The organism is Marinomonas primoryensis (assembly GCF_013372285.1).
GTDB lineage: Bacteria > Pseudomonadota > Gammaproteobacteria > Pseudomonadales > Marinomonadaceae > Marinomonas > Marinomonas primoryensis.
Window position 1 is genome coordinate 1836365 of record NZ_CP054301.1, and the last position, 26657, is coordinate 1863021.

The 26657-nt window shown below is 42.9% G+C and carries 24 protein-coding genes; 12 read left to right on the forward strand and 12 right to left on the reverse strand.

The window, feature by feature from the left end; all coding sequences use genetic code 11:
* Nucleotides 1-9: 9 nt before the first annotated feature.
* A complete protein-coding gene (locus MP3633_RS08400; protein ID WP_176335205.1) occupies nucleotides 10-1029 on the reverse strand; it encodes an ABC transporter substrate-binding protein in 1020 nt (339 codons plus the stop codon).
* Nucleotides 1030-1356: 327 nt separating this feature from the next.
* Between MP3633_RS08400 and MP3633_RS08405 the strand changes: the two genes are divergently transcribed.
* The gene (locus MP3633_RS08405) at nucleotides 1357-1659 is read left to right on the forward strand and encodes a hypothetical protein (RefSeq protein ID WP_176335206.1); all 303 of its coding nucleotides are present in this window, start codon (nucleotides 1357-1359) and stop codon (nucleotides 1657-1659) included.
* Between the two features lie 106 nt (nucleotides 1660-1765).
* Entirely contained in the window at nucleotides 1766-2014 is a 249-nt protein-coding gene (locus MP3633_RS08410; RefSeq protein WP_176335207.1) for a hypothetical protein, read from the forward strand.
* A gap of 77 nt (nucleotides 2015-2091) precedes the next feature.
* On the opposite strand, the gene cysK is transcribed toward MP3633_RS08410, so the two are convergent.
* Complete coding sequence (gene cysK / locus MP3633_RS08415) at nucleotides 2092-3057, reverse strand: cysteine synthase A (RefSeq protein WP_176335208.1); 966 nt, start codon at nucleotides 3055-3057, stop codon at nucleotides 2092-2094.
* A gap of 180 nt (nucleotides 3058-3237) precedes the next feature.
* Between cysK and hrpA the strand changes: the two genes are divergently transcribed.
* From hrpA to MP3633_RS08430, 3 genes are read left to right on the forward strand one after another with little or no spacing between them, the layout of a single operon-like run.
* Nucleotides 3238-7113 carry an ATP-dependent RNA helicase HrpA gene (gene hrpA, locus MP3633_RS08420; RefSeq protein ID WP_176335209.1) on the forward strand — a complete coding sequence of 1292 codons (3876 nt, stop codon included), beginning with the start codon at nucleotides 3238-3240 and terminating at the stop codon, nucleotides 7111-7113.
* A 57-nt stretch (nucleotides 7114-7170) separates the two neighbouring features.
* Nucleotides 7171-7986, forward strand: a complete 816-nt coding sequence (locus MP3633_RS08425) for an MlaA family lipoprotein (RefSeq protein WP_176335210.1) — start codon at nucleotides 7171-7173, stop codon at nucleotides 7984-7986.
* Between the two features lie 18 nt (nucleotides 7987-8004).
* Nucleotides 8005-9030 carry a GGDEF domain-containing protein gene (locus tag MP3633_RS08430; protein WP_176335211.1) on the forward strand — a complete coding sequence of 342 codons (1026 nt, stop codon included), beginning with the start codon at nucleotides 8005-8007 and terminating at the stop codon, nucleotides 9028-9030.
* A gap of 39 nt (nucleotides 9031-9069) precedes the next feature.
* Here MP3633_RS08430 and MP3633_RS08435 read toward each other — a convergent pair whose 3' ends face one another.
* The 4 genes from MP3633_RS08435 to dusA form a co-directional block, all read right to left on the reverse strand.
* Nucleotides 9070-10191, reverse strand: coding sequence for a PQQ-dependent sugar dehydrogenase (locus MP3633_RS08435; RefSeq protein ID WP_112139157.1), 1122 nt, complete (start codon nucleotides 10189-10191; stop codon nucleotides 9070-9072).
* Between the two features lie 186 nt (nucleotides 10192-10377).
* Nucleotides 10378-10890: a sugar O-acetyltransferase gene (locus MP3633_RS08440; RefSeq protein ID WP_176335212.1), complete on the reverse strand. Its 513-nt coding sequence runs from the start codon at nucleotides 10888-10890 to the stop codon at nucleotides 10378-10380.
* Nucleotides 10891-11009: 119 nt separating this feature from the next.
* The gene (gene tal / locus MP3633_RS08445; protein ID WP_176335213.1) at nucleotides 11010-11960 is read right to left on the reverse strand and encodes a transaldolase; all 951 of its coding nucleotides are present in this window, start codon (nucleotides 11958-11960) and stop codon (nucleotides 11010-11012) included.
* A gap of 4 nt (nucleotides 11961-11964) precedes the next feature.
* Nucleotides 11965-13002 (reverse strand): tRNA dihydrouridine(20/20a) synthase DusA, encoded by a 1038-nt coding sequence (gene dusA, locus MP3633_RS08450; RefSeq protein ID WP_176335214.1) that lies wholly within the window; start codon nucleotides 13000-13002, stop codon nucleotides 11965-11967.
* Nucleotides 13003-13264: 262 nt separating this feature from the next.
* Here dusA and MP3633_RS08455 point away from each other — a divergent pair, with 262 nt between their 5' ends.
* From MP3633_RS08455 to MP3633_RS08485, 7 genes are all read left to right on the forward strand, one after another.
* Complete coding sequence (locus MP3633_RS08455; protein ID WP_244959958.1) at nucleotides 13265-14992, forward strand: phage tail tape measure protein; 1728 nt, start codon at nucleotides 13265-13267, stop codon at nucleotides 14990-14992.
* A 250-nt stretch (nucleotides 14993-15242) separates the two neighbouring features.
* Nucleotides 15243-17894, forward strand: a complete 2652-nt coding sequence (locus MP3633_RS08460; RefSeq protein ID WP_176335216.1) for a TrlF family AAA-like ATPase — start codon at nucleotides 15243-15245, stop codon at nucleotides 17892-17894.
* Nucleotides 17895-18313: 419 nt separating this feature from the next.
* Nucleotides 18314-18772, forward strand: coding sequence for a hypothetical protein (locus tag MP3633_RS08465; RefSeq protein ID WP_176335217.1), 459 nt, complete (start codon nucleotides 18314-18316; stop codon nucleotides 18770-18772).
* Between the two features lie 623 nt (nucleotides 18773-19395).
* Entirely contained in the window at nucleotides 19396-19743 is a 348-nt protein-coding gene (locus tag MP3633_RS08470) for a hypothetical protein (protein ID WP_176335218.1), read from the forward strand.
* Nucleotides 19744-20215: 472 nt separating this feature from the next.
* On the forward strand, nucleotides 20216-20593 hold the full coding sequence (locus tag MP3633_RS08475; protein ID WP_176335219.1) for a hypothetical protein: 378 nt from the start codon (nucleotides 20216-20218) through the stop codon (nucleotides 20591-20593).
* 387 nt (nucleotides 20594-20980) lie between these two features.
* Nucleotides 20981-21259 (forward strand): type II toxin-antitoxin system RelE/ParE family toxin, encoded by a 279-nt coding sequence (locus MP3633_RS08480; RefSeq protein WP_176335220.1) that lies wholly within the window; start codon nucleotides 20981-20983, stop codon nucleotides 21257-21259.
* Nucleotides 21259-21552: a HigA family addiction module antitoxin gene (locus tag MP3633_RS08485; RefSeq protein WP_176335221.1), complete on the forward strand. Its 294-nt coding sequence runs from the start codon at nucleotides 21259-21261 to the stop codon at nucleotides 21550-21552. Before MP3633_RS08480 ends, MP3633_RS08485 begins: the two co-directional genes overlap by 1 nt.
* A gap of 100 nt (nucleotides 21553-21652) precedes the next feature.
* Here the strand turns inward: MP3633_RS08485 and MP3633_RS08490 are convergent, their stop codons facing one another.
* The 6 genes from MP3633_RS08490 to MP3633_RS08515 form a co-directional block, all read right to left on the reverse strand.
* Nucleotides 21653-22105, reverse strand: coding sequence for a transposase (locus MP3633_RS08490; RefSeq protein WP_244959913.1), 453 nt, complete (start codon nucleotides 22103-22105; stop codon nucleotides 21653-21655).
* A gap of 349 nt (nucleotides 22106-22454) precedes the next feature.
* Nucleotides 22455-22991 (reverse strand): ribosome biogenesis factor YjgA, encoded by a 537-nt coding sequence (gene yjgA / locus MP3633_RS08495; protein ID WP_112139134.1) that lies wholly within the window; start codon nucleotides 22989-22991, stop codon nucleotides 22455-22457.
* A 6-nt stretch (nucleotides 22992-22997) separates the two neighbouring features.
* Nucleotides 22998-24350, reverse strand: coding sequence for a magnesium transporter (mgtE, locus tag MP3633_RS08500; RefSeq protein ID WP_176335222.1), 1353 nt, complete (start codon nucleotides 24348-24350; stop codon nucleotides 22998-23000).
* Nucleotides 24351-24357: 7 nt separating this feature from the next.
* On the reverse strand, nucleotides 24358-24627 hold the full coding sequence (locus MP3633_RS08505; protein WP_112139130.1) for an HPr family phosphocarrier protein: 270 nt from the start codon (nucleotides 24625-24627) through the stop codon (nucleotides 24358-24360).
* Between the two features lie 10 nt (nucleotides 24628-24637).
* A complete protein-coding gene (gene ptsN, locus MP3633_RS08510) occupies nucleotides 24638-25087 on the reverse strand; it encodes a PTS IIA-like nitrogen regulatory protein PtsN (protein ID WP_112139128.1) in 450 nt (149 codons plus the stop codon).
* Between the two features lie 17 nt (nucleotides 25088-25104).
* Entirely contained in the window at nucleotides 25105-26583 is a 1479-nt protein-coding gene (locus MP3633_RS08515) for an RNA polymerase factor sigma-54 (protein WP_176335223.1), read from the reverse strand.
* Nucleotides 26584-26657: the final 74 nt, after the last annotated feature.

Sequence of the window (26657 nt, forward strand, 5' to 3'; positions counted from 1 at the left end):
GACGGGGAATTACTCCTTAACTAGATCGTTATAAAAACGAATATCAAACAAGGCTTCGAGGTCGACTTTGACTTTAAGTGTGCCTTGGCTGGCTTGAAAATCATGCATGATACGAGTGCCGTCAATAATGGCATTCGGATCGGCTTGGAACTGATTATGTGAGTTTTTCAACGCATTTAAGACAATCTTTTCTGGTAAGCGACCGCCACCGACATATTTACCAACGGATTTCAGCGATTTTTCTGGATCATTACGCAATTGGTCGGTTGCCGCGATGTGCGCTTTTACTAATGCTTTCACCAACTCAGGATGCTCATTGATTAATGATTCACGCACAACCAACACCGCACCGGGCTGATTTGGGAACATACCAGAGCCAGATGCGACGACTTTCGCATCGGATTTTCGGTCACGAATGATACTGACTACCGGCTCCAAAATCGCCGCGCCGTCTACAGCTTCGGTCATTAGAGCTTGTTGAACTTGAGCGGCACCTTGGTAAATAATGTCGATGTTTTGCTTAATCTCATCACGGCTCATGCCTAACTGGTTTTGCAACCAATACTGCAACACCGTTTCTGGCACAGACCCTCTAGGGAAAGTGGAAATAACCGCGTTACGACCTTTATCAGCCTTGAAGCGGGCAAACGCAGTTTTCGCATCACCGTTATCAAAGTATGGAGACAAGCTACCTAACGCCACCATGCTGATTTGCTCAACAATATTAGAAGCGACTACTTTAATATCCGCTCCTTTAGCGCGAGCAACCATGGCTGGCCCAATACCAAGATAAGCAACGTCTAACTGACCGGCCAACAGCGCTTGTACAATGGCTGGACCATTTTGAAACTGAAACAATTTAGGATCGCTAACCCCCGCGTTTTCCAAGGTATCACCCTCTAAAACAATAAACGCTTGGGAAATAGGAATAATAGGCATATAGCCAATTTCAAGGGTTTTGTCAGCAGCGGCTACTAAACTACTCCAACCACCCAAGAACAAAGCCATCAGAGTTATAAATTGGCGCATCAGAGCACTCCAGATAATTAAAATTTAGGTATGAATTGTATATAAATTAAAGGTATATTAAAACCGTTCTAAAGACCGTTTTGAACTAAGTAAATAAGTCATTTTGTAGAAAAACAGCAAAAGGGTCGGACCCCTTTTTGCTTAAAAGCACCTTCGCCAAAGCAAGCCCAATCGCTGGACACTGTCGTTTGACTTCGTTTTAGGGTTTTGCTTTGTCTTTTTGAGGCTTCATAATCTAAATTTTCTCTGGAAATAGGTTCTAACTGGGGCCACTTCGAATGTGCAACACAACAGGTTGTTGAGTACACATTACGCAAAGGAAGAAGCATGAGTACCGTCGTAAAATTTTTGATTCTATACTTGGTGCCGGTTTTATCCTTCGCAGGCGTTCTTGGTATTTATATGTTGGCTTACGGGAAGAGTTTAGACAGTCCTCTAATTAGCCTTGCGTTATTTCTCGTGGTGTCTAGTTTTATCGTTTCATCTTATGTGGCGGTAATATTAATATCTCAGTTTGCTGCTAATGGGGGGATTTACTCCGGTCTTTTATTTTCCATTCTTGGCTGGCTTCTTGGAGGAGTCCCCATATTTTTTTATCTTGTTATGTTTAAAGACATTTTTAGTCCATAAAACGTCACTTTTCATTTCTCAACATAATGTGTCTTACCTTCCTGTTTTTATCGAGCTGCAATAACTGTTATTCTAGCGCCATTATTGATGCAACAGAGTAGATAGAATGATTAATGACAACGATGTAATTGAAACCTTAGCCGAGCTTGAGACGTTTTTACGTGCGATAGAAAACGGAGGCTTAGGCCTTGCTAATGCAGCTGGTGTTGCGTTGGCCACAAATAATACAAACGGCCGCCCATTCCTTGCTGTGCTGGATGATAATCAGCAATTGCTCTTGGGGCGCTGGGTGAGTGCAGATGTGTATGAAAACGGCAAAGACATGGTTCGTTACGGTACGAAAAAAGTGCATTAATAAATGACGCTAATTTAGATGCAAAAAATCCCGCTTAAGCGTTTGCCTAAGCGGGATTTTTTATGCCATAAGGAAGCTTACTGTACTAGTTCGTTGTCGGTGAACTCACCTTCAAACAAAGCTGTAGACAAGTAACGTTCTCCAGAGTCAGGTAATACCACGACGATTTTTTTGTCTTTAAACTCGGCCAGTTTACTTAATCGTTCTGCCGCCACCACGGCGGCACCACAAGAAATACCGCATAAAATGCCTTCTTCACGCATTAGACGTTTTGCCATGTCAATCGCGTCTTCATTAGTCACTTGCTCAACTCGATCCACCATAGACAGGTCTAAATTTTTCGGTATAAAACCTGCGCCAATGCCTTGGATTTTATGAGGCGATGGTGATGGCGTTTCGCCCTTCATGGTTTGTGTAATAACAGGGGAGCTGGTGGGTTCTACGGCAACGCTGATAATGGCTTTGCCTTGGGTGTTTTTAATGTAGCGACTCACGCCTGTGATCGTACCGCCCGTACCAACGCCAGCTACGAAAACGTCAATTTCGCCATTGGTGTCTGTCCAGATTTCTGGGCCTGTGGTTTTTTCATGAATTTCTGGATTGGCGGAATTATCAAATTGTTGAAGGTGTACCACGTTTTCGTCTTGTGCAATTTCTTCTGCTTTGGCAATCGCGCCTTTCATGCCTTTCGCTGGTTCCGTTAATACGATGGTCGCGCCGAGAGCTTTCATAACTTGGCGACGCTCTATGCTCATGCTGGATGGCATTGTGATCGTAATAGGATAACCACGAGACGCCGCAACGAAGCACAGGGCGATACCTGTGTTGCCACTGGATGCTTCAACAATCGATTTGCCTTTGCTTAGAATGCCTTTTTTCTCCGCATCCCACACCATATTGGCACCGATACGACATTTTACCGAGAAAGCAGGGTTACGAGATTCGAGCTTCGCCCAAATATTGCCATTACCAATGCGGTTTAAACGTACCAGTGGCGTATTACCAATAGTAAGAGAGTTATCTTCAAATACGTGATTAGACATACCATTTCCTTTTTTGGTCAATGAGTGGTTGCTGCCGATCAAATGCAGCATATTGGTTTCACTATAACCTCTTCATGGGGATTAATGTTAGAATTTCCAATTATATAGATAGAAACGGCACCCGCTGCGCACTTATCAAATAACACCAGTGCCAATCAATTAGGATACTTTTTTAATACCATGCCAAATCATCCTGTGATGACACGTGATCGTCATCTTATTGTCCGTAAACAAGAGCAACTTGCTAAGCGCCGAAAAGACGGTTTACCCAGTGACCGTATGGCAAATGAACTTGACGCTATTATCGAAAAGTCGAGTGCGTTGCACCAAGCGCGTACGGCTCGTATGCCTAAAATCACCTATGACGAGAGTTTGCCTGTTGCGGCCCGCGCCGATGAAATTATCAAGGCGATTCAAGAAAACCAAGTCATCATTATTGCGGGTGAAACGGGCTCCGGTAAAACGACTCAGTTGCCTAAGATGTGTTTGCAAGCAGGGCGTGGCTTAGCGGGTCTTATTGGGCACACTCAGCCCCGTCGAATTGCGGCGCGCAGTGTGGCGGAACGAATCAGTGATGAACTGCAGGTTAAGCTTGGTGAGCAAGTTGGCTTTCAAGTCCGTTTTAGCGACGAAAGTAATGAAGAAACGCTGATCAAATTAATGACAGACGGTATTTTGCTGGCGGAAATACAGCAAGATAAACTGCTTTATAAATACGACACTATTATCATCGATGAAGCCCACGAACGAAGCTTGAACATCGATTTCTTGCTGGGGTATTTAAAACAAGTACTAGCGGCACGTCCTGATTTAAAAGTCATTGTGACGTCTGCGACCATCGATGTAGAGCGCTTTTCAACGCATTTCGATAAGGCGCCGGTTATTGAGGTGTCTGGTCGAACCTATCCGGTAGAAGTGCGTTATCAGCCGTTATTGAGTAAGTCAGATTCGGAAGAGCTGGACGAAGACCAAAGCATGGAACATGGAGTTCTGGACGCGGTGGAATTATTGATTGCCGAAGAAAGAACGTCAGGCTATCGCGGTGCCGGTGATATTTTGGTGTTTTTACCGGGTGAACGTGAAATTCGTGAGACCGCTGAAATTTTACGCCGAGCCGAGTTGCGTGGCACCGAAGTTTTGCCTTTGTACGCTCGATTAAGTGCGAGCGAGCAGCAGCGTATTTTCAAATCTCATTCTGGACGTCGCATTGTATTGTCGACCAACGTCGCAGAAACCTCGTTAACCGTTCCGGGTATTCGTTATGTGATTGATCCCGGTTTAGCGCGTATGAGCCGCTACAGTGTGCGATCCAAAGTTCAGCAACTGCCCATCGAAAAAATCAGCCAAGCCAGCGCCAATCAACGAGCAGGGCGATGTGGTCGTGTGGCAGACGGTATTTGTATTCGCCTTTATGACGAAGCAGACTTCAGTAATCGCCCTGAATTTACGGATCCAGAGATTTTCCGTACTAATTTGGCGTCAGTTATCTTGCAGATGGCGAATTTGAAGTTGGGGCCAGTTGAAAAATTCCCTTTCCTTGAAATGCCTGAAAAACGCATGATCAACGATGGCTATCAAGCATTGACAGAACTGGGCGCTTTGAAAAATGAACGATTGACAACCGTCGGCCGACAGCTCGCCAAATTACCGATTGACCCGAAACTGGGGCGGATCTTGATTGCTGCCGAACAGCACAGTGTCTTAAAAGAAGTAGCGATTATTGTCAGTGCGTTATCCGTTCCCGATCCACGGGAGCGTCCTCAAGATAAAAAAGCGCAATCTGACCAAGCGCATGCTGTAGACAAAGACGAAGACTCAGATTTTGCCGTTTTTCTGAATTTATGGGAGCGTTATGAAACCCAACGCCAAGAATTATCTCAGAATCAACTTCGTCAATATTGCCGTAAGCAATTTTTGAATTTTATGCGCATGCGAGAATGGCGAGATATCCATCGTCAAATCATGATTGCCTGTAAGCAGCTTGGTTTCAAAGAGGTTCAGCATGAAGAGCGTCATTATGAAGCCATCCATCGATCTTTATTGGCCGGCTTATTTACACAAGTCGCGAATAAGATGGAAGACAGCAAGGAAATGCTCGGTTGCCGTTCACGTAAATTGGCGATCTTTCCAGGTTCTATGCTATTTAAAAAACCACCACAATGGATAATGGCCGCCGAATTAGTCGAGACCAGCAAGCTTTATGCGCGTGTCACGGCACGAATTGATCCTGTTTGGATCGAAGAATACGCCGCACCTTTTGTGAAACGTCAATATTTTGATCCGCACTTTGAGCGCACTCAAGGGCGCGTCATGGCTCAAGAGCAAGTGTCTTTGTATGGATTGGTCATTGTGGCTAAACGGCGCATGGACTACGGCCACGTAAACCCTGAAGAGTCGCGTGAAATTTTCATTCGTTCAGGATTGGTGGAAGGTGAACTTCGTACCAAACAAGCCTTTTTTCGTAAAAATAAAGCGTTGATTGAAGGGCTCGAAACGCAAGAAGCTAAACTGCGTACACGCGATATTTTGGTGGACGATGAAGTGGTGTTTGCTTTTTATGATCAGCGTTTACCCGCGGATGTACGTAACTTAAAAAGCCTAGAATACTTTGTTAAAAAGTCTCCCGATGCGCTGCTTATGACCCGTGATGACTTGGTTAATCAAGACGTTCATGTGGACGACGTCGCGTTTCCAGACTCTTTTGGTTTGAATGGCGTGGCGTTACCGATTGATTATCAGTTTGATCCGGGCAAAGAAACCGACGGCGCGACGTTAAAAGTCCCTGTTGGATTATTAAGACAGTTAAGTTTAGAAGATCTAGGGTGGGCGGTGCCGGGCTTTATTAAGGAGCGCTGTGAAGCGCTATTAAGAGCGCTCCCCAAAGTATTACGTCGTCGTTTTGTGCCGATTCCTCAGTTTGTGGATCGTGTCTATCCCAACTTGTCGAAAGAAAAGGGTGACCTGCTTGAGCAACTTAGCTTGCAGATTAAGCGCGAAACCCTGATTGATATTCCTCTGAATGAATGGAATGCAGAAAAACTAGATTCTCATCTTACTCTAAATCTAGAAGTTGTTGATGAACGTGGCAAGGTGCTAGGAGTGGGTAAAAATCTTGCGCAACTCCAAACGCAATTTAGTGATCTTGTTCAAGAGAGCTTTGCCAAGTTTGGTACGAAGCAACATGAGCAAGAAGGATTAACCACTTGGCCAGAGCAAGGCATTCCAGAGCGCCAAGAAATTAAGCAGGCAGGTATTAAAGTCACCGCATTTCCTGCCTTGGTCGCCCAAGGGGAAAGCGTTGCTTTAAAAATGTTTGATGACCGTAACACGGCGATAGAAACACACCGAAAAGGCGTTATTACGCTACTAAAATTGACTTTAAGTAAGGAAATGCGCTATTTACAAAAGAACCTACCGCATTTAAGAGAGTCCATGTTGATCTTTTCGCCACTGGGGCAGAAAGAAACGTTATTGGATGATCTGTTGAATGCCGTGTTAGACAAGGTGTTTTTAGATGGACGATCTTTACCGCGCACAAAAGAAGAGTTTGAACAGTGCGTGTCGACACATAAGCTTAGTTTGGTGAGTGTTGCCAACGAGATGGCAGAACAGCTGTATCGGGTATTGTCTTCTTATCAGGGCGTGGCTAAAAAAATGAAAGGCAGTATTCCTCTGCCTTGGACAAGAGTGTACGGTGATATTAAAGTTCAGTTAGGTCAGCTGGTGTATCCTGGTTTTATTGGCAATACACCGTTATTTTGGCTTGGGCAGTTGCCGCGATATTTTAAAGGGATTGAAGTCAGGTTAGAGCGTTTTCAAAACCATTTGAATAAAGAAAATGCCTATGTGACGGAATTAGAAAATTTGTGGCAAACCTATGTTCGCCAGAAAAAAGCGCACGATGATAAAGTGTTATATGATCCTGAATTAGTGAAATATCGTTGGATGTTAGAAGAGTATCGTATTTCATTGTTTGCCCAGTCTGTCGGCACTTTGGAGTCAATATCTGAGAAGCGTTTGGCAAAGCAATGGCAAGAAGTGAAAAAACTGGTTTAGTGTCGGAAGAGTTCGTGTCTTTTCCATTAAGGTCATTTTAAAGGTGTGTAAAATACAATGCTAAATGTGATTGGTTCTTTGTTTTTGAGTTTACTGCTACTTTCGCAAGCGGCGGTGGCAGCAACCGAAGAGGACCCATGGGAGGGTTTCAATCGCTCTATGTTTACCTTTAATGATGCCATTGATGGGGCCGTTTTAAAGCCCATTGCGAAAGGATATAAAGCGGTAACGCCTAATCCCGTGCAAAAAGGGGTAAGCAATTTTTTCTCTAACCTTGGCGAAATTGGAAACATCACTAATAATCTATTACAAGGAAAATGGGATGAGACGGCCTCTTCCACTTTTCGTTTTTTGATTAATAGTACCGCAGGCTGGTTTGGTATTTTTGATGTCGCAAGCGAGCTGGGGCTAAAACATTATAAAGAGGATTTCGGCCAAACGTTAGGATACTGGGGAGTCTCATCTGGTCCTTATCTAGTATTGCCATTTTTTGGTCCTTCAACCGTCCGTGATGGTTCGGGCTTAGCGGTTGAATACACGTATATTGACGAAACAGAAGCTCTTAATTTGAGCCGTGATGATAAATTGGGATTGATGGCTCTGGATGTTGTCGATACTCGTGCTCGTTTGCTTAGCGCTGAATCTTTGATTGTAGGAGACCGGTACAGCTTTATCCGAGACGTGTATTTACAGAGTCGAGCGTATGATGTTTATGACGGTAACCCCCCACGAAAAGAGCAATCACATGAAGGCTCGGTTGATGGTAGTTGGGGCGAGGATAGCAATGACGATTCCTGGGGCGATGACTCTTGGGGTGACGATGAAGCGTTTTCTAATAATGACCAGCCTGAAGAGACGAGCTGGTCTGAATAATTGGAGCAATGGTGATGAATGAATAAGAAGCTTCCAGTATCTCATTGGTTTAACGATGACCTTTTCAGTGAAACCTTATTAAAGGTTTTTTTACTGGTGATTGGCGTTTCCTGTCTTATTCTTGTTTCTCTCAATATCCTTGCGGAACATTATACTGTTGCATTTATTGAAACCTTTCTTCTTATTTTAACAATCAGTGTGTGGTTTCTTCCCAGGCGATGGCAATATTACCAATGGGTCGTTTTCTTTTATGTGTCCTTCATATTTTTAGGCATTTTGGCCACGGTTGCATTTTCGCCTTTGTTCTCAGGAAGACAGGTGTGGGTGTTAATTTTTCCTATGAGTTCCTACTTAATGTTGGGGCGTCGTATTGCGGTGTGGTTGAACGGTGGTTGCCTCGCGTTAGTGGCGATAATTTTATATTTACGCTTCTATGAACCACATGGTATTCAACTCGTTAGTGTTGTGATCAATTTAGTCTTTGCCTATCTTTTTCTCTGGGGGCTTACTCATGGCGCAGAAAAAATATATAAAAAAATGTTGGCTACCTTAACGGTAGTGGCTTCAACAGACCCTTTAACGGGCCTTGCTAACCGCCGGAATATGATCGCTAAATATGAGCAACAGTTTAAAGCGGCAAAAAAAGATGGCGATGGGCTGGCGTTTGTTTTAATCGACTTGGATCATTTTAAAAGAGTGAATGACAACTATGGTCACGACATTGGCGACGCTGTCTTGGTTGATTTTGCTGAAAGGTTGAGAGCTCATGAGGGAGACAGCGAACAACTGTTTCGTTTAGGTGGCGAAGAGTTTTGTGTGCTGATGTCAGCGTCGAAAAGCAAGGCATGGGCAGTGTCGTTTTGTCAGTATATTCACGACACGCCTTTTCGCTTTAATGGCCATGATATTTGTTATACGGCTAGTATTGGTGTTTCAAGCAGTAACGAAGACGGTGGTGATTTTAAGCATTTATATTCGATTGCTGACCAACGTTTATATAAAGCCAAAAACAGCGGACGAAATTGCGTTGTTCTAGAAGTGTAAATTTTAGTGATGTTAAGGGCAGCAAAGGATGCCCTTAACTTAATTTTTAAGGGTGGTGGCCGTGGTCAGCGTGATTCTTAAAAGCTTTCCAGAGTCCGTACCAATATAGAGTGCCCCTTTTGAATCTTGAGCAATAGAGCGCAGTCGTTCATCTAAGTTTTGAAGGTAACGTGTTTCTGTTACTTCACCGTTAGCCTCAATTTTCACCTTATTTAAATGCCTTAATGCGAGTGCCGTCGATAGAAAGTCACCGTTCCAGTTGGAAAACAAAATACCTTGATAGCGTAATAAGCTACTGGGCGCAATCGACGGAATAAACACTTTAGCAGGATTGTCTATACCTTCTTTTTCTGTGCCTTCGCCCACATCGATAGGTCCCCAATATTCCTTGCCGTAAGACACAATTGGCCAACCATAGTTAGCACCTGGACGAATCAGATTAATTTCATCACCGCCTCTTGGTCCATGTTCGTTTGACCATAAAGTATGGCTGTTTGTGTCATAAAATAAACCTTGAGGATTACGATGTCCGTAACTCCAAATTTCATTTCTGATGTTGGCGTGCGTTACAAAAGGGTTGTCCGCTGGCACTTGACCATCCAAGCTTAAGCGAATAATGCTGCCAGCGTGATTGGTCAGTTCTTGCGCGTTTTCTCTGACGCCTCGATCACCGACCGAGAAAAACACATGGTCTTGATCGTCAAAGGCTATGCGTCCGCCATAGTGTTTTGTTTCCGTCGTGGCAGAGTCTGAGACGAGTAAGTCGTGCCATTCGGTAAGGGTGTTATTAACCAACTTAGCCCGTGCGAGCGTGGTGCGTGATCCTTCATTCGACGGCTTTGAATAGGTGAAATACAACCATCCTTGTTCGGTGAATACGGGCGACTTAGCCACATCCAGTAAACCGCCTTGGCCGGCGTTATCGACAGTAGGGAGTCCGGTCAGCGCTTGTTTTTCACCTGTGACTAAATTGACTCGGTAGGCATCACCTTGTTTTATAGTGATGATGGCTTCTTGATCATTAAGCACGGCGATACCCCATGGAGTACCATTAAACTGTGTAATTTGATCGATGTTTAAGGAATCATTGCCAATGTCGACATCTGAGGCGTTTGCACCAAGCGCCACAAGACTAGCTAAAAATAGAATCCAATTTTTCATAAAGCGACCTCTCTCGCGTGTTTCAGTGCAGTATATAGAAAATTGTCGAGACAAGAGGGGCGAAGAGGGTATTTCCTTAACAATTGCCGATTACTTACCCAGTTGTAGAAAGAGTTCAGCGAACGTTCGTTAAAGCATGAAAGTGTGGTTTTTTAGCGTAATTATGCAAAAAAAACATTGAGCCGATTATCCGAAATAGCGCTCATTTTCTTCTACGTGGCGAGTAACGACGGCATTTGCGGCAATAATGGCGTTATTGCCAATGTTGATGCCGGGTAAGATTTTGGCGCCGCCACCAATCCACACATTATTGCCAATCGTGATAGGTCGTGTGAAGCATTCACCCGAAGCACGTAATTTCGCGTCTCTTGGGTGATCGACCGTATAAAGATGCACGCCTGGGCCAATCAAGACATCATCGCCAATATGAATAGGTGCACTGTCTAGAAAGACGCAATGGAAGTTAATAAACACGTTTTTACCAAGGTGAATTTGAGAGCCGTAATCACACTGAAAACCGGGTTCGATGACAACGCTGCCAAACTCAGCAAACAAACGAGTAATATGGCGCAAATTGCCTTTACTTGGGTGCGCATTGAATTTGGCGCACGCTAGACGAGCGGTTTCTCTGCGCAGGCGAAGGTCTGTATCAATCCCATTAAAAGTATCACCACGGATCATTTTTTCAAATTCAGTCATTATCAGTTGCTCGTTACATGGTGGCTTTTATGTAGGATAGAAGCATGCAAGCATAAAATAAAGGGGCATAAAAAACGCGACCTAGGTCGCGTTTTTAACTTTTTCCGCAGTCGCCATGATTACAGCATAGAGGCCAAAGTGACTTCTAACTTACGCTGATCGGCAGCAAAGTTACGAATACCTTCAGACAATTTCTCTGTCGCCATTGCGTCTTCGTTCATAGCCCAACGGAAAGTTGCTTCTGTAACCGCAGCAGGCGCTGGTTTCACATTAGTGGTTGGAATCAACTTACGCTCAAGCTTGCCTTCGTCTTTTTTCAATTCTTCAAGCAGGTTCGGGCTAATAGTCAAACGATCACAGCCAGCAAGTTGTTCGATTTCACCGATATTACGGAAGCTTGCGCCCATCACAACGGTTTTGTAACCATGTTCTTTATAGTAGTTGTAGATCTCAGTAACAGACACCACACCTGGATCGGTTTCTGCGGTGTAATCTTGGCCAGTCGACTTTTTGTACCAATCAAGAATACGACCAACAAAAGGTGAAATCAGGTAAACACCGGCTTCAGCGCAAGCTTTGGCTTGAGCAAAAGAGAAAAGCAAGGTCAGGTTACAGTTGATGCCTTCTTTTTCTAGTTCTTCAGCGGCCTTGATGCCTTCCCAAGTAGACGCGGCTTTGATTAGAACGCGTTCACGAGAAACACCAGCGTCTTCATACAGAGCGATCAATTTACGTGCTTTTGCTAACGTCGCTTCTTTATTAAAAGACAAACGGGCATCTACTTCAGTAGATATCCGACCTGGAACATATTTCAGGATTTCAGTACCAACGATCACCGCAAGCATGTCGCCAGCGTCTAAAATTTGCTGATCTTTATCGTTGCTTTGAGTTTTTGCCCAAGCAACCGCTTGGTCAAGGAAAGGAGCGTATTCTGGAATTTGCGCGGCTTTAAGCATCAAAGATGGGTTAGTGGTTGCATCTTCAGGTAAAAAGTCTTTGATTGCCGTGATATCGCCGGTGTCAGCCACAATGGTCGTGAACTCTTTTAGTTGAGATAACTTATTGCTCATTGCTTTATCCTTTTTGTTGATGATGTTTGACCAATTCAATGGCCTCTAATAATACATTTATCTTTGCGTCGGCTTTATGACCATTTTCAGAAAGATAACGACGGAACTGTTTGCCGCCTGCTTCTCCTTGAAAAATACCCAAAATATGTCGGGTGAGGTGCAATAATCGCTCGCCTTCTTCTAGCTTACGCTCCACGTACGGAACAAAAGCGTCTAACGCTTCATAGCGATCATGAACAAGCGCTTGACCGCCAAACAACTGCTCATCAACTTGGCTTAGTATCCAAGGATTATGATAAGCCTCACGTCCAACCATAACGCCATCGACGTGTGCTAATTGTTCTTGGCATTCTTCTAAGGTTTTTATGCCACCGTTTAAGATGATTTCAAGGTCTGGGAAATCTTTCTTCAACTGATGCACATAATGATATTTCAATGGTGGTACTTCACGGTTCTCTTTCGGGCTCAAGCCTTGCAGAATGGCATTACGCGCGTGAACAATAAAGGTCGTGATGCCAGTAGTGGCTATGTCACCAACAAAATCGCGCACCACGCTGTATTCTTCTTGCTCATCCAAACCAATACGGTGTTTGATTGTCACCGGAATACTGCACGCATCTTGCATCGCACGCATAGCGTCTTTCACTTTGTCAGGGTGAGCCATCAAACAGGCGCCGATCAAACTGTTTTGAACTCGATCGCTTGGGCAACCAACGTTTAGATTTACTTCATCGAAGCCTGCCTGTTCAGCCATTTTCGCGCATTTTCCTAACGCAACGGCGTCTGATCCACCAAGCTGTAACGCAATAGGGTGCTCGCACTCATCGTATCGTAAGAATCTTTCAGGATGATTACCTTGCAACAAAGCGCCTGTGGTCACCATCTCGGTATAAAGCAGCGTGTTTTTGCTAAGCGTTCTAGCAAAGACTCGGTAATCTGAAGTCGTCCAATCCATCATGGGTGCAATGCTAAAGCGCCTATCTACTGTATCCCTTGAATTTAAAGGCTTTGGCTCTATTTTTGATGTTTTTTCTATTAGCATTTAATCGTCTTTTTGGGGTCGTTTTAAGGGTGTTTTGGTATTACAGTGCTAAAGAAATGCTAAAATTAGTTTTGTAGCATTTTTTATAACACCCTCTAAAAAAGGCATTTTCATGCGTTCTCGGTTGTTACGTTTGATTATGTCATAAAATTACAAGATTTCTAAGGGACAAGTGAGTCTAGTTTCAGATTAACGGGAAAAACAACCTTAAAGTGTACAGATAAGAGTAAATAGGGCGTCATCAGTTTGTTTGATTGAAACAATGTGTTGTCTTATTAGGAGTGCCATAGCTAAGAAGCAAGACGGCATTGCCGACATCGTCACCGCCGCAGGGCAATCCGGCATCGAAAAAAGTCAACTGCTCCAGTTTGCTGAATCCGCCACCAAAATGAGCGTCGCGTGGGACGTATCGGCAGAAGAGGCCGGTTCCACCCTCGCCACATGGCGCGCGGCCATGGGACTCACCCAAAAGAACGCCCTAGACCTCGCCGACGCCACCAACTACCTAAGCAACAACATGAACGCCAAGGCAAAGGACATTGCCGCCGTCATGGTGCGCCAAGGCTCCACCGCCATGGGGCGCATCGGCTTCAACGCCGAAGAACTGGCCGACATGATGCAACAAGACGCCCAAGGCACTCTTGTAGAAGTCATGCGCGGCCTAAAAGACGTCAACGCCACAGACCAAGGCGCGGTGATTTCGCAACTCTTTGGGGAAGAAGTAAAAGGCGCCGTCGCCAAACTCGTCACCACACTGGACGACGACAAAAACGGCCTCGTAGCCGCCTTTGCCAAAGTCGCCAACCAAGCTGATCGTACCAACAGCGTCAACGACGAATACGCCAACCGCGCCGCCACCCGTGGCCACAAACTCGCCATGCTCGGCGCCAAATTCGACCGCATGACCATCGTACTGGGCGACCGACTCTTACCCGTGCTCGACGCCGTGTTACCGCCGCTCATGTCCGTGGTGGACAGCGTGGCCGACTTTGCCGAAGCCAACCCACAACTTGCTTTCGGATTACTTGGCGTGGCCGCCGCCATCGCCGTGGTCAAAGCCGGTGCCATCGCCTTTAAACTCGCCAAACTCACCTTGGGTAACGGGCGCGATCGCTTCAACCTCGGCAAAACCAAACTCACCAGCACCACCGACCAAACCACCCAAAGCGCCAACCGAGCATCACGCTCCCTCGATAGACTCAACCGCAAACTAAACGGACTCGGCGCAGGCGCGGGTTATGGAGGAATAGGAGGAAAAAGACGTGGTCGAGCAGGAGCAGGAAGAAAGGGAGGAACAAGGGGAAAGACACTAGGAAACAGTGAGCGACACAGTCGAATTGGTAACCGACTCGCAGGTCTAAGAGGTTATGAAGATCAGATTTCAGACCGCAACAACCCAACCAGACGCACCAGCGCAAGCGGCCGATTTGGCAAATTTGGAAAACTCGGTGCCTTAAAAGGCGCAGGGCGATTCTTTCGGCCACTGGACATGGCCATGCAAGGTGTAAGCCTTGCCTCTGCCATGTCAGGCGGCAGCGGAACCGAAATAGGCGCAACCGCAGGCGACATGGTAGGGGGAATGGGTGGTGCCGCCGCTGGCGGATTAGCCGGAGCCGCCATAGGTTCCGTCGTGCCCATTATTGGCACCGCCATTGGGGGCATTGTCGGCTCCATCGCAGGCGGCATGGGTGGTGGCGCATTAGGAGAATGGATCGGCAGTAACATAGGCGGTTGGTTTGAAGACGACAAAACCGACCAACCCGCACCAGACGCCATCGCAAAGCAAAGCCAACAGCTACAAAACAACAACAAAAGCATCACCTTCGCGCCCGTAATCCACCTAACACCGACAGGCAACCCAAGTTACGACCAACAAGTCAGTGACCAAGTAATAGAAAGACTCAAAGCCGAATTCACACAGGGAATGATGGGCAACATGGACGTGGCGACAATGGCCGATGGGAGATTGACGGATACGCGGGGGAGTTAAGAGTTAGACCGTTTATTGTTTGATTGCCCAAAATTAGGCTCAGTTTGTCTAAATAATAATTAATTCAATGCTTAATCTTTTGAGTTAAATATAAAAAAACGACTACAATCAATCGGTAAGAGTTCATGGTGTCGCTCTTTTTTAGGAATTAACGCCCTGTTTTTTCTAATAAAGAGATGTGATATTGTGCATAATCACTATTAAAATATTAAGCCTTGCTAGCCTCGGTATTTAATTTAAGGATGAATATATGAATGTAGATTTTGAACACACTATGGCAAAATTCTGGAAGTGCGCATTACAAGTAAACCCTGCAAGTTATATAAAGTACCGTGGTGAAAATCAGAATGTTTCAGAAGATGATTATAATCAGAAACTATTAGAAGTCTGCCTTGAGGAATCTATAAAAGTTGTAGGGATAGCCGATCATGGTAATGTTGATTCTATTGAGAAAATCAAAGAAACGTTTAATTCTCAAGGAGTCATTGTATTTCCGGGATTTGAAATTGCATCTAGTGAAAAAATACATTTGGTTTGCTTATATCCAGAAGACACAAGTCTTCAAACTTTAAATAATTACTTATACGAGTTTGATATTGATACTTCTAATGGTACAAATCCATCAACTAAAAGTGCAGACTTTATTTTGTCAACTGTTATAGGTAAAGGTGGCTTTGTGTATGCTGCGCATTGCACAGATGATAGCGGAGTTTTAAAACAAAAATTAAACAATATTTGGAAAAACCCGAATTTATATGCTGCACAAATCCCTACTTCATTAGATGCACTTAAAGAGCAAGGTGATCAAGCAAATTACCAGATTATTCTAAATAAAAATCCTGATTATAAACGAGATAAAAAAATTGCTATTATAAATGCTAAAGATATAGAAGATCCTGAAACATTAAGGAGAGAAAATGCGACTTGTTTGGTGAAAATGTCAAAACCTTGTTTTTCGTCATTTAAATTAGCGTTTTCAGATTCTGAATCCCGTGTTCGCCTCAACTCTGATATTAAAGAAAAATATTACTCTAGAATAGAGTCTGTAAGGTTTGTTGGTGGATTTCTCAATGGAATTCATATCAACTATTCCGAGCATTTAAATGCTTTAATAGGCGGTAGAGGAACAGGTAAATCGACTTTAATAGAGTCAATTCGTTATGTGTTAAATATTGAACCTATTAGTAATGAAACAAAAGCACAACACCTTAAAGTTATAAAGCAGAATCTTAGTTCAGGGTTTGCTGAGTTGACTGTTAAATCAGCAGTAAAACATGGAAAATTATATAAAATATCAAGACGCTATGGTGAATCCCCGATAGTAAAAGATGAAAGTGGATCTGTTTCTACTTTTTCTCCTAAAGACTTATTGCCTGATATTGAAATCTTTGGTCAAAATGAAATTCACGAAATTGCTAAAGAATCAAGTGAACAATTAAAAGTAGTAGAGCGATTTCTAAATACAGATAAAATTGAGAAAGAGTCAGGTATTTCAAAAGTTAAAGAATTGTTAGTAACAACAAGAAATAATATATTTGATTTAACATCTAATGTTTCTAGTTTGGAATCTGATGTAGAAGACTTGAAGGCTCACGAGGAAGATGAAAATAGATATAAAGAGCTTGGAATAGATCAAAAATTGAAACTACTACCAATCGTTGAGTCAGAAAGAAGTACTTTTAAAATCGTTTTAAACAAAATGGACGCGTTAAAGGAAGCACTAAAAGAGCTCTCTGAATCTATCCCATGCGGTGACTTTATAACTGAGGAATTGATTAAGGAATTTCCCGATAAAAAAATATTTGAAAATTCTAAATTGGCGTTATTTGAATTAAAAAACAATATCAATCTATCTATTGATAAAATGGAGATAGATTCAGAAAATTCTCAGAAGAAGATAGATCTACTTGATAAAGAGCTTCAAGAAAGCATAGAGAAACAAGAAGACTCCATCAGTAAAGAGTTTAAAAAGTTGGCCCCTGTTGAAGGTTTAACTGGAAAACAAATTGGTGAGCAATATCGGGATCTAATTAAAAATATCGAGAGATTAAAACCCAAGCGTGCGGAACTTTTAATTCAACAAGGTAAACTGAAAAAAGAAATAGTTACAAGAAAGGATCTACTGGCTGAGTTGTCCGAGAAAAAAACAAACAGAGCTACTGCCTTTGAACAGGGCGTAAAAAGGCTGAATAGAAAATTAAAGGGTAATATAAAGGTAAATTACTCAGCAGAAAGAAATAGACTTGGATTAATAAAGCTTATTGTAAGCTATCGTTTACCTGATGTTGCTGAGGGAAGACTTTCTTGGATGAAAGGAGTAGAGGAGTTCTCGGCCCCTCTACTAGCAGAAACTATTAAGAAAGGACCGGCTGCTTTATTAGAAAAAAATTGGGGAATGACTTCTACTACCGCTGATAGATTATCAAAAATCAGCAATAAACAAATAATGGAAATTGAAGAGTTTAAGATCGATGATCTGGTTAGCATTGAGTTGAATGTTTCGAGTAGTGAAGAGCCTTTATATAAAAAACTTGATTCATTATCAACAGGTCAACAGTGCACAGCATTATTGCACATGCTCTTACTTGATAACCAAGACCCTCTACTTTTGGATCAACCAGAAGATAATCTAGACAATGCATTTATAGCAGAGCGAATTGTTACTCAGGTGCGAGATGCTAAACTAACTAGACAGTTTATTTTTGCTACTCATAACGCAAACATCCCTGTTTTTGGTGACGCGGAGTGGATTGGAGTTTTGGAGTCAACGAATGAAAATGCAACTTTGCCTATTCAGAATCAAGGCTCAATAGATCAGCCAAATATCCAGAATCTTGCTGCCAAAATTCTTGAAGGTGGCGAGGATGCATTTAATAGAAGAAAAGAAAAATATGGATTTTAATAGGGGCGAAAAAAATTTTAAAATGAAAAAACAGCTGTCTTTAATGAGGAATAGAAATTGAATAAAAATATTTTGGCCTTACATATAGGGTATCTCATGATTTCTATAAATTAAATTGATTTGCTTACCCATATAATCCGAATTGATATTCTAAAATATTCTAAAATATTCAAGGGGTCATAGATTCAAGGGGTCAGAGTCGTTGAATTGCTGACCCCTTGAATTGAATGGGGTACACACCTAAAAAATCAGTGTTTCAAGGTTCTTAGCATGTGTGTCCTGATAAGGCTGTCCATAAAACATTTACCATCGATTTTGAACAGGTAGAATCCGTTAGAACAATAAAATTTGAATCGTAGGTATAAACATAGCCAACCATTAGTTTCCACTTAATGAGGCGTCAGAGTTCAAGGAGAGATATGAGAATTCCAACGGATCTAGAAATATTAAATACGATTTATCGTATATATCATTCTGACTTTGTTGCTTTCGAAAGAGGTGATGGGTCTCGGGATTCGAAAATCTATGTCCCGATCGATTGCAAGAAGGTTGCAGGCGAGCTGAAAGTTGATTCTGATATTGTATTTGGCCGCTTGTATTACCATCTAGAGAAGCAGTACGGTTACAAACAGGATAATGGAAGTAATGTTCATTTCTTTGCTTTCAAAGTTGGAAATGATTCAAAGTGTGTAAATTTCCCTCTTATGACTTCCATTTTGGCTGGCTTACGCCAAGAGAAAAAGAAGTTTTGGATAGGGACAGCGGTTGCTGTTCTTGCTTTGATTGTTTCAACAGTCTCATTAACTGTTTCAGTTACACAATTGGGAAGCTCTAACAAGTCAATGCAGCCGACCGCTGAAGCGTCGCTGATTGAATAGTTAACTCTTCCCATCCACTCAAACAAGTCATGGTTTGCTTTTCACCATTGACCCCACCCGAATCTTGATCTAGTATTTCTCTTGCACTGGCAAATTCCAGTGCTCGGGATTGGCGTTCCGATTAACAGCGGATATGAATGCCGCGTAATGCGGTTTTTTTATGTCTGGCGTATAGCTTTCTTGTTATCGAATTTGGGGTCAGATGAAAAATAGTACCTAACCTTCATCTACTCCAAACAGCTCCACGAGCAAAACCAACCACAGACAACTTAGCGCTAGCGGAAACCGACAAGTACCAACTTCAACAACATCGTCAAATCCATGCAGATACAAAGCGACCCCGTCGTCGTTCCATCAAAAGAACTCATCGACCTAATCCAAGCCGTCCGCACTTTCCTAACAAAAAAAGCAACAGCAAATAGCACGACTGCAAACACCTGACTGGGTAAACGACAATATCACCCGCGTCAAAGACTACGCCCAACGCAACTTCGTCGACTTCTAAGCCGCAAGCAACTAAAGCCCGATGTGGGCTTTAGTTGTTGTTTAGGCTGGTAGTGATTTAATATCAATAAATCTTCAAATGAGCATGTGGACTATTAGGCTGTTATATGTACTTGAATATGAATCGAAACTTAGTTAGATCGACAGCAATCGGTATTTTTATGGGATTATCCATTGCCTTAATTAATATGCAAAATTTAGAGTATGGGATTTTAATAGCAATTTTAATTTGCTTAGTTTCAGGTGTTCTTTCTGCTCAGATTGAGGAGTATGCTCGGCTCTATGCATTATTTAGTAGCTTAGTAAGCTTCCCCTTTTTTGTATTTGCTAACGGTTTTAATGACGGTTTCACTTACTTTATCGGCGCTTTATTCGTATATGGCACTTTAAGCTTTTCAATAACTTATGGTCTTCAAAATGCTTTTTATAATGGTAAAGCTATCTTTCGTTATTTTTTTAAAAAGTAGGTTTGGAGCAGATGAAAAATAGTACTTAGTTTTTATCTACTCCAAACAGCTCCACGAGCAAAACCAACCACAGACAACCTAGCACTAGCGGAAACAGACAGCTATTCCCTCCAAGGAAAGCAACTGCTCAACAACATCGTCAAATCCATGCAGATACAAAGCGACCCCGTCGTCGTTCCATCAAAATAACTCATCGACCTAATCCAAGCCGTCCGCACTTTCCTAACAAAAAAAGCAACAGCAAATAGCACGACTAGCTTTTTAATTCAGGTACGCAGACTGGGTAAACGACAACATCACCCGCGTCAAAGACTACGCCCAACGCAACTTTGTAGACTTCTAAGCAGCAAACAACTAAAGCCTGCTTAAGTGGGCTTTAGTTGTTGTTTGGACTGGTAGGAAACGAGAAAGTCTTTTAGTATCAATGAATGTGTAAACGAGAATGCACACTATTAAAATATTAGGTTCAAATATGGAATACTCAATACCACCACTAGGTAAACTGTTCATCAGCTTATTATTGTTTTTGTGCTTTCTTAGCCTTGCTCTAAGCATCATGGCTTTGTTGCAAGGAGATTTAGTAGCGATACTTTCAGTAGCAGTAAATAGTGCTGTTATTTTTGGGTATTTTCGCCGTACTACATGGTTTTCAACAGCTATTAAGTTTTACTCTGCCATGTTAATTTTGAGTGGTTCCATGATGTGGCTATCATATTTCATTGGCGGCGAACTCCCCGAGCAAAGTATTGATATAATCCGTAGGTCTGTCATAGCCCTACTAGGATTATTTTTTATTTCGTATGTAAATACGTTTGTTAAGCACTTGAATTTGGGGTCAAATGAAAAATAGTACCTAGCCTTCATTTACTCCAAACAGCTCCACGAGCAAAACCAACCACAGACAACTTAGCACTAGCGAAAACAGACAGCTATTCCCTCCAAGGAAGGCAACTGCTCAACAACATCGTTCCATCAAAAGAACTCATCGACCTAATCCAAGCCGTCCGCACTTTCCTAACAAAAAAAGCAACAGCAAATAGCACGACTAGCTTTTTAATTCAGCTTTCTAATTCAGGTAAGTCAGACTGGGTAAACGACAACATCACCCGCGTCAAAGACTACGCCCAACGTAACTTCACAGACCTCTAAGCAACAAGCCTTTTCAAGTAACAAAAGCAAAGCCCGCCGATGTGGGCTTTTTATTGATTGTTGATGCGCACCACGCTACACTTATTTTATGATCAAAACATTCAAACACAAAGGCCTTAAAAAATACTTCGAAACAGGAAGCGTTTCCGGTATTCAAGCAAAGCATCAGCGTAAAATACGTATGCAACTTGCTGCGATCGATACCGCCCAAGAGATTGAGGATATCAATTTACCCGGTTTTAACTTGCATCCGTTAAAGGGAAACCGAGATGGGATTTGGTCTATTACTGTGAACGGGAATTGGCGTATTACTTTCGAATTTGTTGATGGTAATGCTTACATTCTCAACTATGAGGACTATCACTAATGAATATGCACAACCCGCCACACCCAGGCGAATTTATTTACGATGTTTATCTTGAGCCAGCGGGTTTTAGTTGCCGCTTTTTGGCCAAGCAATTGGATGTCGCTTCGTCCACGTTAAGCCGTGTGCTGAAAGGGCAGAGCGCTGTGTCGCCTGAAATGGCATTGCGTTTGTCTAAAGCGCTTGGCAGAACACCAGAGAGCTGGCTGGCCATGCAGGATGCCTATGATCTTTGGCAGGCTAAGCAACATCTAAATTTAGCGAATGTTCACCCTGTCAATTTTGCAGTGGCCTAGACCATTAAGTCAGATCAAGTTTTTTGACTGGCCTAATGGTCTTCCTCCTAACCTAAATATCGCTTTTCTCTGAATTTGGGGCCAGATACCGTCTTAAACTTCAAGCGTTGAAAACTTTATTTTCGTCAAAAGGCTCATCACTTTTAAGTACACCGTAGATGATATGAATGAGCTTACGCATCGCTGCGCCGATGATCTCCATTTTTGCTTTGCCTTTTTCACTAAGTCGATCTTTCAGCCCTTTAAGAGCTGGATTGTATTTTAGTGCCACCATTGCTGGAAGTAAAAGCGATTTGCGTAAATGTGCTGAGCCTATCTTTGACATTGCTGCCCGACCATTTATTGAGGTTCCCGATTGGTACTCACGAGGTGCAACCCCACAAAATGAGGCTAACTTCTTAGCACTATCAAAATTGTGAATAGCCGAAAAATAAGGCAACAGCCAAGGCACCAACGTCACACTTGATTTACCAGGCAACCCCAAACTCGTCGCAGAAGGCATCCTCACCCTAAACGACACCTTCCCACCCGAAATGAAAGACAACTGGTCCATCGACAGTGTCACCGCAGGGGGCAAAGCAGGGTATCGGTGTTCTGTGGTGGCCGGTGAGTTGGTTTCATTATGGATAAATGTTTGGTTTTTTTTGTGCGTGATACATCTATTAGATTGATAGAAAAGTGGCTAATAAATTATTTTTTAAGCTCAGCGATTACTAATGTATCAAGTTCAAAAAGGGAGGTAATGGTTCCTCGACCTGAAAGCGCGTATTGGTGTGAAATAAAATGCCAGAAGAAGCGCATGAAAAAGCCAGTATGGATTCCATACTGGCTTAACAATAACCGCCAAGGTATTTTAGGGCGGGGCAGTTAACTTAAAGCAGTTAACTTAAGACTGTTTAGTATTAGCCTTTTAAACCGAGACGCTTTTCTTCAACTTCGCGTAAAAGGCGGAAGAGTTTCTTTCGATTAGAGGTGTTGCCTTCTTGTGACGCTTCTTTTTGAGAAAGACGGATTAGCTGTCTAAGTAACTGAATTTCTTCAAGGTTTGGGTTGTCATCTAAATATTGAGACAAAACTTCTTTACTGTTCTCGCCAATGAGCGCGTCTCGTTTTATTTCTAGTTGATGAAATAGTTTGTTGTAGGCTGCTGATGTTGTATCAAGTAAAGCGACACGTTGTGCTATCGTTTCGTGATCTTCTGTACGCATTACTCGACCGATATATTGTAAGTGCCTTCTTTTCGCTTCATTTTGTTTTATGCGTCCAGATTCTTCAATGGCATCTTTTAATGTGTCAGACATTTCAATTTTTTTAAGTTGATTTTTACTCAGGCTTAATAGTTTTTTACCAACTTCCTGCAAGGCATCCATTTCGCGTTTGACTTGGGATTTGCTTTTAGGGAGTTCGTCGTCATTTTCAAGTTGATCAAAGTCTGTCATGGGAACCTATATTAGAAAAATAGTAGCGAGGCCGAGGAAGGAAAGAAAACCAACAACATCGGTCACGGTAGTCAAAATTACGCTGCCAGCAAGCGCTGGGTCTATGCCAATCTTTTTTAGTAGAATGGGCAGGAGTGTACCAGTGGCGGCCGCAAATAGCAGGTTTATTATGGTAGCGCCTGCAATGATATAGGCAATCTTTATGTTGTCAAACCAAAGTGCGGTGAGAGCGGCAATAACGGTTGCCCAAAGAAGGCCGTTAATGAGGCCAACAATCAGCTCTCTGTTTAAAAGCCAGCGAGTATTTGTAGAGCCAATTTGATTTAATGCAATACCACGTATGACAAGTGTTAGTACTTGAGATCCGGCAATGCCGCCCATACTGGCAACGATCGGCATAAGAATGGCGAGTGCTACCACTTGATCAAGGGTGTTCTGAAACAGTCCAATTACATAAGAGGCAATGAACGCGGTAATAAGGTTGATTCCAAGCCACACAGCTCGTCTTTTTGTGGTTTTCATGATGGGGGCGAAGGTGTCTTCATCATCATCAAGACCTGCCATACTTAGCATTGAGTGTTCGGCTTCATCTCGAATAACATCAACCACATCATCGATGGTAATCCGACCAAGTAGTTTTTTAGTGGTGCCATCAATGACAGGTGCAGAAACAAGATCCATTTTTTCAAAGAGTTGAGCCACTTCACTCGCCGGTGTCTCGGCTTTAATAACGGTATATTCTGTTTCCATTACATCGCGAACGGTGGCTCTAACATCTGAAACTAATAATTTAGTGAGAGGGAGTGTCCCTAACAGTCGATTGGAGCGGCTGACAACAAGTAGGTTATCTGTCATGTCGGGCAGTGAAGAGTGTCTGCGCAAATAGCGAAAGACAATGTCTAGCGTTAGGTTCGGACGTATAGTGATCGTGTCCGTATTCATTAAGCCGCCGGCAGAGTCTTCCGAGTAGCTTAATAGTGCTTCGACCCGCGCTCTGTCTTGCGAGGTCATTGAAGAAAGGACTTCTGTTACAACTTTTTCTGGTAAGTGTTGTAATAAATCAGCTAAGTCATCGCTTTCAAAATGTTCGGATACGGCGATAAGTCGCTCTGTATCCATATTCTTCATGAATTGAACACCAATATCTTCGCTGAGATATTGTAGAACCTCGCCTTCATTCTTTGCTTCGATTAGCTCCCAGAGAAGCTTACGTTCTTTTGGTGGAGAGGACTCTAATAATCGAGCAACATCTTGCACTGGCAAGGCGCCGTTAAGTAAATAACGGATTTGCATCGTGGCGCCGGATTCGAGTGATTCGGTAATCGTTTTAAGATGATTAAGAGTGGTTTTCTCTGACATGGCCGTATTACTCGTCTTCACCAAAACGATTGTTAATTAATTCAACAACGGCTTTGATTGCCTCTTCTTCATCTTCTCCATTGGTTTTGATTCGAATGCTCGTTCCTTTTCCAGCGGCAAGCATCATCATTGCCATAATGCTTTTGCCGTCCACATTGCGACTGTCTTTTTCTATAGTGATATCACAAGAAAAGCGTGACGTCGTTTCCACTAATTTGCCAGCAGCGCGAGCATGCAAGCCAAGTTTATTTATGATGGTGATGGACTCTTCCTGCATGCTTTACTTCCTATATTAATGAGTCAAAAATATTAAATAGATCTTCGCTGGTTTGAGCGGTTCGTAGCTTGTCGAGCGCTTCAGGCGATTGAGCTAATTCTGCGATCTGAGCCAGTGTTGCAAGATGTTGATCGCATTCATTAGGCGGAACGATTAAGGCGAATATAAGATCAACGGCTCTCTTATCAATCGAGTCAAAATCTATTGGAGTTTGTAATGACATAACGACAATAGCGGTATGGTTTGCAGACTCTAGGCGGCAATGGGGTATAGCTATGCCGTTACCTATGCCTGTACTTCCAAGTTTTTCTCGCCCTAATAGGGCGTCATAAACGGCCTCGTTATTGCAATGCAACCGATTGGATGCAACGTCGGCGATACTTTCTAAAACTCGTTTCTTACTAACAATATCTTGCTTCGCCAGAACGAGCTCAGCTTTTAATAATGATTTCAAGGACATGATGAAATGGTTTCCGTTTAGATCAGTCGTTTTCGTTCATTGGAAGGAGGGATATTCATCGCCTCTCGATATTTGGCCACAGTTCGTCTAGCAACCTGTATGCCTTGGTCAGCCAAAACAGCGGCTAACTTATTATCACTTAGTGGTTTTTTTGCTGGCTCATCAGCCACAAGTTTCTTAATCATAGCTCGTATTGCGGTAGAAGAACATTCTCCACCTGACGCTGTGTTGACATGACTTGAGAAAAAGTACTTGAGTTCAAAAATACCTTTTGGTGTGTGCATGTATTTTTGTGTTGTTACTCTAGAAATTGTTGATTCATGCATGCCAACTTCTTCGGCGACATCATGAAGAACCATAGGTTTCATGGCCTCTTCACCTAATTCGAAGAAATCAATTTGTCGACTTACTATGCAGCTGGCCACTTTTAAGAGTGTTTCGTTGCGGCTTTGTAAGCTTTTCATAAACCATTTGGCTTCCTGAAGAGAGGTTTTAATGTAGCTTACGTCTGCTGCGGTGGTTGCAGCTGTACTTGCCATGGCGGAATAGGTTTCGTTTATTTTGATGGGTGGTAGGGCGTCATTATTTAGCTCAACTTGCCATATGCCATTGTGTTTTTTGACGGAAACATCAGGAATGACATAATCCGTATCATCTGCATCTATAACTGAGCCAGGACGCGGGTTAAGTTGTTGTATTAAATTAACAACTTCCTTTAGTGCTTCGTCTTTTAGTTTTGTTTTTCGGCTTAATTGTGCAAAATCTCGATTGCCTAGTAGTGGTAGATAATGGTCAATGAGATTGTGTGTGCTTTTATAAAGAGGGTGGCTTTGGAATGCTTCTAGTTGAACAAGCAAGCAGTCTCGCAAATCAATAGAGCAGACGCCAACTGGGTCAAAGCGTTGCAGTCTGTGTTGAACTGCGATGACTTCTTCCATGTCTAAATCTTCTAATTCGACACAAAGTGATTCCCAAATGTCTTGAGTTGAAATACTTAGATAGCCATCGGTTTGAACGCACTCGATAATAGCGTAAGCAATTTCAATGTCTCTGTCAGATATATGAGTTAGATTTAATTGCCAGATCAGATGGTCTTGTATGCTTTCTGCTGGAGCGTTGCGGCTTTCGAAGTCGCTTTCACCTTCATAGCTATTATGATCGCTGACGGCCGCAGCAGAGCTTTGGTATGTGTCATCCCAGCTGCTGTCAATAGACAGTTCTTCAGGAATGCTTTCAGTCCACTCTGATTCAACGCGCGCTTCTTCACTATTACTATCAAGTGTCGCCTCAGGAGCGCTTTTTGATTCAATGCTTGCAGGTTGATCGTTGTGAATTTGTTCGTCGTCATCTAGCTCAAGAAGAGGGTTAGATTCGAGAAATTCATGAATTTCTTGCTTCAGGTCCAACGTGGAAAGCTGCAGCAAGCGAATGGCTTGTTGTAGCTGTGGTGTCATGGTCAGCTGTTGGCCGAGTTTTAGTTGCAAAGACTGCTTCATAGAGCAACTCTTTTTATTTGAATGAATTGGAACGAGTTATGCATACTACTCCCTTTCTACAGCAATGATAAGGG